General features: G+C 59.9%; 5 protein-coding genes. 2 read left to right on the plus strand and 3 right to left on the minus strand.

The window, feature by feature from the left end; translation table 11 throughout:
• Window positions 1–192: 192 nt before the first annotated feature.
• The 3 genes from syrC to syrB1 all read right to left on the minus strand — a co-directional run bounded on the left by syrC (window position 193) and on the right by syrB1 (window position 4270).
• On the minus strand, window positions 193–1404 hold the full coding sequence (gene syrC, locus KUIN1_RS13575; RefSeq protein WP_011267818.1) for a syringomycin E biosynthesis aminoacyltransferase SyrC: 1212 nt from the start codon (window positions 1402–1404) through the stop codon (window positions 193–195).
• Window positions 1405–1475: 71 nt separating this feature from the next.
• The gene (gene syrB2, locus KUIN1_RS13580; protein ID WP_011267819.1) at window positions 1476–2408 is read right to left on the minus strand and encodes a syringomycin E biosynthesis L-threonyl-[L-threonyl-carrier protein] 4-chlorinase SyrB2; all 933 of its coding nucleotides are present in this window, start codon (window positions 2406–2408) and stop codon (window positions 1476–1478) included.
• 17 nt (window positions 2409–2425) lie between these two features.
• Window positions 2426–4270, minus strand: a complete 1845-nt coding sequence (syrB1, locus tag KUIN1_RS13585; RefSeq protein ID WP_011267820.1) for a syringomycin E biosynthesis L-threonine--[L-threonyl-carrier protein] ligase SyrB1 — start codon at window positions 4268–4270, stop codon at window positions 2426–2428.
• Between the two features lie 331 nt (window positions 4271–4601).
• Between syrB1 and KUIN1_RS13590 the strand changes: the two genes are divergently transcribed.
• Window positions 4602–5663 carry a TauD/TfdA family dioxygenase gene (locus tag KUIN1_RS13590; protein ID WP_116831048.1) on the plus strand — a complete coding sequence of 354 codons (1062 nt, stop codon included), beginning with the start codon at window positions 4602–4604 and terminating at the stop codon, window positions 5661–5663.
• 80 nt (window positions 5664–5743) lie between these two features.
• Window positions 5744–7444: a cyclic peptide syringomycin export ABC transporter SyrD gene (gene syrD / locus KUIN1_RS13595; protein ID WP_011267822.1), complete on the plus strand. Its 1701-nt coding sequence runs from the start codon at window positions 5744–5746 to the stop codon at window positions 7442–7444.
• Window positions 7445–7582 lie beyond the last annotated feature (138 nt).

A 7582-nucleotide genomic window follows, 5' to 3' on the forward strand; every position in this document is an offset into this window, starting at 1 on the left:
CGCCTCGCCGGTATAGAGGCCTGGACCGATTCGATTGGCCTATGGAGCGGGGCGCTGAAGGGACGGTTGGTGATTGCTGCGCCAGTGTGCCGCTTTGAAGGTGAGTCGGTCGCCGCCGCGCTCAAGGTCGCAGAGCAGAGTAAAGCTGGGGGCCTAAGCCCCCTTTCCATTCGGCGAGGTATCGAATGCCTGTCAGGCGACAGCGGGCTGAAGAACTTCTTCGAGGAAGCTGAAGGCGGTTTGTTTCGATTGCTGGCTGGAGGCAAAGAACGCCAGGTGGCTGCCATTGCGCTCTACGTGCAGCGTGGCGTCCTTGATCGACGCGGCGATATGCCGTGAGCCGCCGATGTGCGTAGTCGAGTCGGCATCGCCAGCCACTACCAGGGTTGGCGCGGTGATGCGCGTCAGTCGTGGTGCCAGCTCGGTCTTGTTCAGCGCGTCATTCAAACGCGCATAGCGATAGAACAACTCGGGATTGACGTAGGGGTAAAGCACTACGTGGGCAATGGACTCAGGGGTGGTGGCCAGCGTTGCCTGATCGAGGAACATCGCTTGCAGGTCGGCAGCCTCGTCGCGATCCTGAGCAGCGCTTTCCATCAGCCACTCGAAGTTTTGCTGATGAGCGGTGCGCAAGTCACTGTCGCCCAGATTGTAATCCCCATGCCACAGGCTCAGGGAGTTGACCCGCTCGGCGTGGGCAGCAGCGGCGCTCAGGGCGATGACCGCGCCGCCGCAGATGCCCATTAGATGTGCGGTCGATAACCCGAAGTGATTCATCACGCTGATCATGTCGGCAACCTGGGCATCGGTGTCCACCGCGATCTGGTCGAACGCCTCGCAGGCACCGAACAGCCCTCGGGTTTCCCAGGTCACGACAAAAAAGCGCTCGCTCAAGGCGTCGAACCAGTTGCGGCAGAGATCGAACGGAATGCCGCAGGGCAGTGCCAAAACCACGGGAGGCAGCTCGCGGTTGGCACTGGCATGTACTAGCAACCGGGCATGGTCGTGGGTGGTCAGGAGCAGTGTCTCTATATGCGGCACTGCACCGTCGAATTCAAAATGCTTGAGCAGTCGATTGAATGCGGTCACGTCTCCGGCATCGTCGAAGTGCTCGTAGCTATAGTCGAGCGCTTCGCAGATTTTGCGGCTTATAAAATATTCGAACGACGACAGTTGTGCCTCGCCACCGTGCAAGTACTGCAGGGTGCGCACGCCGATGCGCGCAAACGCGGCATTGATCGCCCGCTCTGTGGCTCGCACGCTGGAGCACGCCGGCTCTGGCAGAGGGCCGTCGTCCCGGGCGAGAAAGCTCAGGCACACCGGATCGGGCAAATTGAGGGCAAGGTGCCTGAGCATCCTCACCGTCTCGCACAGACGCATCGCTGCATCGGAGGAAATAGTCATGGATCTTCACTCTTTGTCGGGCGCTTTTTCAGGCACATTGCGCGAGGCTATTGTCGTATGACGTGTGCGGGTCAGACCGCTTCGAATTTCTTGCCGCGGGTGGTGTGGGTCACAAGCCGGTTGTATTCCGGTGTTTCGTCACCGATCACTTGCACCGCGCCGTATTTCTCCAGACTGATGCGACCGCCGTATTCTTCGATATGATCCGAATCCGGGTAGACATGGACGAACGAGGGTACATAGCGTGACGCGAAGCCCATGCGCATTTCCTGTGATTCGCCACTGTGCGGATAGGACGCGTGCATCAGCGTCGACCAGAAAATAATGAACTGCCCGGCCTTCATCTGCATGGGCACAGCAGAGGCCTCATCGGGTTTCCAGTCCTTATCGATCTGCAACTGGCGATAGTCATAGCCGAAGAAACCGCGACGCACGCCATCCTTGACCACCGAGTTGTTGGCATCGGGCTCATAGGTCATGCGCTTGGTTTCGTCGTAATTCATGCTGTTCTGGGTGCCGGGAATGAACTGCAGGCAACCATTGGCAATGTTCGCGTCGGTAAATGCGGTCCAGACAGTAATGGTGCCGCCGAACTCTTCGTTTTCCGGCCAGATGATCTGTGGCTTGCCGGAGGCATTGGCGAAGGTGTCGGCCTGGTGCCAGTCGGTGCCTTCATCGCCCGGATATTTGGGAAAGAACTCGGTACGCCAGCAGAGCACGTTCGGGCCGAGGATGCTTTCGACGCGATCGCAGATTTCCGGGCGACAGATGTGGCTGGCCAGGAAATCATCGTCCAGATGGCGATCATAGTTGGCGATGTTGGTGCCACCGGAAATGGCGTCCAGATCCTGGTAGGCGGCAGCGCTACGGTCGAGCAGGCGCAGACGGGTGCGCTTCCAGGTTTCTTTCATTTCTTCTGGCGAGTAAGCGTCAAACGGCCCGATAAAACCGTTTTTCTCGAACGAGGCACGCTGTTCCGCAGTTAAGGCGAATTTTTTGCTCATGAGCTTTTCCTTTTCGGTCAATGGGCTTGAACAAGGCTACGGGTGATGTGGTCGGCCAGGACTTTGGCCGTTGCGCCATCCGCCAGGATCCCGGGGTCGAGGTTGATTTTGTAATGTGTCTTGAGCTTGCTCAGCGAGCGGATCAGTGCCAGTGAAGTGCCGCCGGAATCGAAGAAATCATCATTGACGCCGATGTTTTTCAGACCCAGGTCTTCGCTCCAGACCTTGAGCACGAAGTGCTCCTGTTCACTGAGGCCCTTGACGTCTGCCGCGCCTGAAAGCGCCGTGCCAGCGGCAGGCGAGGGCAGTTGTTGCTTGTCGATTTTGCCGTGATGAGTCACCGGCAGCTCTGCCAGCGGCACATACACCGAGGGACGCATGTACTCCGGCAAATTTTCGGCCATCAATGCGGCAACTTCGCTGCGAGCCTGTTCGGTCCAGGCGTCGACGCCCTGGCCTGGCACCACGTAAGCTACCAGGCGCAGGTCACCATCGCCGTAATCATGTACGCCGACATGGGCCGCGGCCACGCTCGGGCTGGTTTGCAGAGAGGCTTCGATCTCGCCGGGCTCGATGCGGAAACCGCTGATTTTCAATTGCTCGTCGCAGCGACCGGCATAACGGTATTCGCCATTACTCTCCAGGGTCATCAGGTCGCCAGTACGATAGGCGCGCACAGCACCGGGTAACTCGACGAAGCGCTCGACGTTGAGCGCCTCACGGTTCAGGTAGCCCTGAGCCACGCCCGCGCCTTCGATGTACAGCTCGCCGGTAGTGCCTGCCGCGACCGGCGCCTGGTTGGCGTCAAGCAGGTGCAGGCGCCAGCCGTGCAGCGGCTTGCCCAGCGACACCATGGCTGCTGTTTCCAGGTCCTGCGCCAACACTCGCTTGAAGGTGGTGTGAACGGTGGCCTCAGTGATGCCGTACATGTTGATCAGCGCGGGCTTCTGGTCACCGTGGCGCTCGACCCAGGGACGCAGCACGCTGGCGGGCAACGCTTCGCCACCGAGCACCACGTAGCGCAGCGCCAGCGGCGCGGTGTTGCCACGATCGGCCTCATCAAGACCACGGAAAGCCGATGGCGTCTGGCTGAGCACGGTGATGCGCTGATCGGCGAGCCATTGACGCAGGGCGGCAGGAGAGCGCGAGATGTCATACGGGACAACGGCCACCTGGCCGCCGTGGGCGAGGGCACCCCAGATTTCCCAGACCGAGAAGTCGAAACCGATGGAGTGGAACATCGACCAGACATCCTGGGCGTTGAAGCCATAGGCGCGTTGGGTACTTTCCAGCAGGCGACTGACGTTGCCATGGGAAACCTGTACGCCCTTGGGCTCACCGGTGGAGCCAGAGGTGTAGATGATGTAGGCAGTGGAATTATTCGGGTCGATACGGGTGTCTTGAGCGGCCGGTTGCAGCGCCGGCGCGGACAGTAACTCGTCGAGTGCCAATACGCGCAGAGACGATATTTTCGGCAGGTTGGCGGCATCGCCGATGATCAGGCTCAGCTCGCTGTCGCGCACGATGTGCTCGACGCGTTTGCCAGGGTATTGCGGGTCGACCGGCACATAGGTGCCGCCGGCTTTGAGAATACCCAGCAGGCTGGTGACCAGATCGACGCTGCGCGGCAGGTACATGCCCACACGCGTGCCGTAGGTCACGCCTTCATCGCGTAAACGTGCAGCCAGCTTTGTCGACAGCGCGTCGAGCTGTGCGTAGCTCAACGTCCGGGCTGCATCGCTCACCGCGGTGCGCTCAGGAAATTGACGCGCCCTGTCACTGAATATCTCGTGCAGGAAAGCACCGGGCTTGAGAGGGGCTGACGCGGCGCTAAGCGATTCGTCAGTGTTCGTAATCGGCATGACCAAAGCTCCTGTGTAATAACCAGATGCAGCGCTCAAATCCGCTGCAATCGAGACATCCCTGCGGCCTGACGAATCCGTCAATGGGCCGGCATGATCCGCAGTTGGCGCATTTCAGCACCGACTAACGGGCTGCGTCTGTCGAGGGAAATGGGGACAAAGCCTGCCGATTCAGATCAGTACGCATCGACACTCTTCGCGACCGATGTCCCGGATTGCGGTGACAGACGCCTTAGGCCATCAGTGTTTTGATTCTTGCGCGGTGCCGGAGCGTGCTGGTCTGGCGCCCTACAAAAGTGGATGTGAAGGGCTGAGGTCCAGGAGTTTGTTCATGAGTCTTCAAGCTAACACTGCGCCCGTTTTCGCTGATGAACAGCAAACGGATGCGCCAACCTGGCCCGACAGGGCCGCTGACCCGTCGGTACGGTTGTCCTTGCTGGCTACCGGTAACAGTTTGCCTGTGGTGATCGAGCCAACGGCTGACGGGCTGGACCCGGTGCAGTGGGGCAGCGCCCGGCGCGAAGCGATCGAGACGCTGCTGTGCCGTCACGGCGCGGTCTTGTTTCGGGGATTTGATCTGCCTTCGGTCGCGGCCTTCGAGGGCTTTGCCGAGGCGCTTTCGCCTGGCTTGCACGGCACGTACGGCGACCTTCCGAAGAAGGAAGGCGGGCGCAATGTCTATCGCTCAACGCCGTATCCCGAGCGCGAGATGATCCTCTATCACAACGAGAGTTCGCACCTGGAAAGCTGGCCACGCAAGCAATGGTTCTTCTGCGAGCAGCCATCGCGGGTGGGTGGGGCAACGCCGCTGGCGGATATCCGTCAAGTGCTCGCGTACCTGCCGAAAGAGGTGGTCGAGCGCTTCGAGAGCAAAGGTCTGCTTTACAGCCGCACCTTCACCGCCGGTGTCGAGCCGAGCTGGGAATCGTTCTTCGGTACGTCCGAACGCAGCGTTATTGAACAGCGTTGCCGCGAGCAAGGTACGGACTTCGAATGGCTTGACGGCGACACCCTGCAGCTGCGCACCCAGTGCCCGGCGGTGATCACCCATCCATTCACGGGCGAGCGTTGTTTCTTCAACCAGGTGCAATTGCATCACCCGTACTGCATGGGCGAGGAGCTGCGAGAGGACCTGCTCGACATGTTCGGCCCCGACCGCCTGCCACGGTTGGTCAGCTATGGCGACGGCTCAGCCATCGAGGACCCGGTAATGGCCTTGATCGGTGAAGCCTACGAGGCTTGCGCTGTGCGTTTCGAATGGCGCAAGGGCGATGTGGTGATGCTTGACAACATGCTTGCCGCCCACGCCCGTGATCCTTATGAAGAACCTCGGCTGATCGTTGTCGCCATGGGCGAAATGACCGCTCGGGGCGACGTTTGGCAACCGGCCTGAATGATCGACATCCCGTTATCAAGCCAGGACTTTTAACCACCGGCGCCCGCGCTGGCTAATGCATTCAAGGGCAGCAGCTAATGAAAACCAAGCAAGAGAAGAAGGCCAGACCAGGCTCGATCATGCGTCTGTTATGGAGCAGCCATCCCTGGCTGACGTTCTTTACGCTGCTGACAGGGCTCATCAGCGGCGTTGCGTCCATTGCCGTGGTCAATGTGATCAACCAGGCGATTCACGAGGAGACCTTTCAGCGTCAGTCGCTGTTCTGGTTTGTCGGCCTGAGCGTGGTGGCGCTCCTGTTCCGCAACGGTGCGTCGCTGTTTCCGGCTTACGCCAGCATGCGCATCATGACCCGTCTGCGCATTGCCCTGTGCCGCAAGATCCTCGGCACGCCGCTTGAGGAAGTCGACCGCCGCGGTGCGCCGAATGTGCTGACCCTGCTGACCAGCGATATTCCGCAACTCAACGCCACGCTGTTGATCATGCCGACGATCCTGGTGGAGTCGGCGGTGTTCCTGTTCGGTATTGCCTACCTGGCCTACCTGTCCTGGGTGGTGTTTGCGATAACCATCTCGCTGATGATCCTGGGCGTTGCAATGTACCTGCTGTTTTTCATGGGTGGCATGAAGTTCACCCACAAGGTGCGCGACGAATTCACGGCCTTCAACGAATACACACACGCGCTTGTGTTCGGCCTCAAGGAACTGAAACTCAACGGTATTCGCCGCCGCTGGTTCAGCCGCTCGGCGATCCAGGAGTCTTCGGTTCGGGTCGCGAAGTACAACTACATCGAACGGCTCTGGTTTACTGCCGCCGAAAACGTTGGCCAGTTGACCCTGTCGTTGCTGGTCGGCTGCCTGCTGTTCGCTGCGCCGATGTTCGCTGTTATCGACGCCAAGACCATGAGCGCCAGTGTGCTGGCGGTGCTGTACATCATGGGCCCGCTGGTGATGCTGGTCAGCGCCATGCCGATGCTGGCCCAGGGACGTATTGCCTGCACGCGACTGGCGGATTTCGGATTCTCCATCAACGAACCGCATCCGGAGCCGGAAACCAGCGATGCAGACAATGTGCTGCTTCTCGATCACAAGAAGTCCTGGGGCAGTATCCAGCTCAAGAACGTACACATGAACTACAAGGACCCGCAGATCAGTTCCGGTTTTGCCCTGGGACCTATCGACCTGACGATCCACTCTGGTGAGCTGGTCTACATCGTCGGCGGCAACGGTTGTGGCAAAAGCACCCTGGCCAAAGTGTTCTGCGGCCTGTACATCCCGCAAGAGGGTCAGCTACTGCTCGACGGTGCGGCGGTCACGGACGACTCGCGCGGCGACTATCGCGACCTGTTCTCGGCGGTGTTCTCTGACTTCCATCTGTTCAACCGATTGATAGGTCCTGACGAGAAAGAACATCCCAGCACCGATCAGGCGCAGACATACCTCTCGACTCTGGGCCTGGAAGACAAGGTCAAGATCGAGGGACTTGGTTACTCGACCACCACGGCCTTGTCATACGGCCAGCAGAAACGCCTGGCACTGGTGTGCGCCTACCTGGAGGACCGTCCGATTTACCTGCTGGACGAGTGGGCCGCCGACCAGGACCCGCCGTTCAAGCGCTTCTTTTACGAGGAACTGCTGCCGGACCTCAAGCGTCGCGGCAAGACGATCCTGATCATTACTCACGACGATCAGTACTTCCAGCTGGCCGACCGCATCATCAAGTTGGCGGACGGTTGCATCGTCTCCGACGTGAAGTGCGCGGTTGAGGGCAAACGCGCCTGATCTGAAGCGCTGTTCAACTTTCCAGGGACGATCCTTCATGAAGTTGCATGAAGCCGGTTGCTCCCTGGCCACGACCTGACTACCGGCTGCCGCCGCCTTTTGCGCGCGGCGAGGCCGCCCCTTTGCGAGAAGAAATGT

The organism is Pseudomonas sp. KUIN-1 (assembly GCF_009176725.1).
Lineage (GTDB): Bacteria > Pseudomonadota > Gammaproteobacteria > Pseudomonadales > Pseudomonadaceae > Aquipseudomonas > Aquipseudomonas fragariae.

What these genes read in the sequence shown, in the direction of transcription:
- syrC (WP_011267818.1), bottom strand. Translation starts at nt 1,404, where the DNA reads ATGACTATTTCCTCCGATGCAGCGATGCGTCTGTGCGAGACGGTGAGG.
- syrB2 (WP_011267819.1), bottom strand. Translation starts at nt 2,408, where the DNA reads ATGAGCAAAAAATTCGCCTTAACTGCGGAACAGCGTGCCTCGTTCGAG.
- syrB1 (WP_011267820.1), bottom strand. Translation starts at nt 4,270, where the DNA reads ATGCCGATTACGAACACTGACGAATCGCTTAGCGCCGCGTCAGCCCCT.
- KUIN1_RS13590 (WP_116831048.1), top strand. Translation starts at nt 4,602, where the DNA reads ATGAGTCTTCAAGCTAACACTGCGCCCGTTTTCGCTGATGAACAGCAA.
- syrD (WP_011267822.1), top strand. Translation starts at nt 5,744, where the DNA reads ATGAAAACCAAGCAAGAGAAGAAGGCCAGACCAGGCTCGATCATGCGT.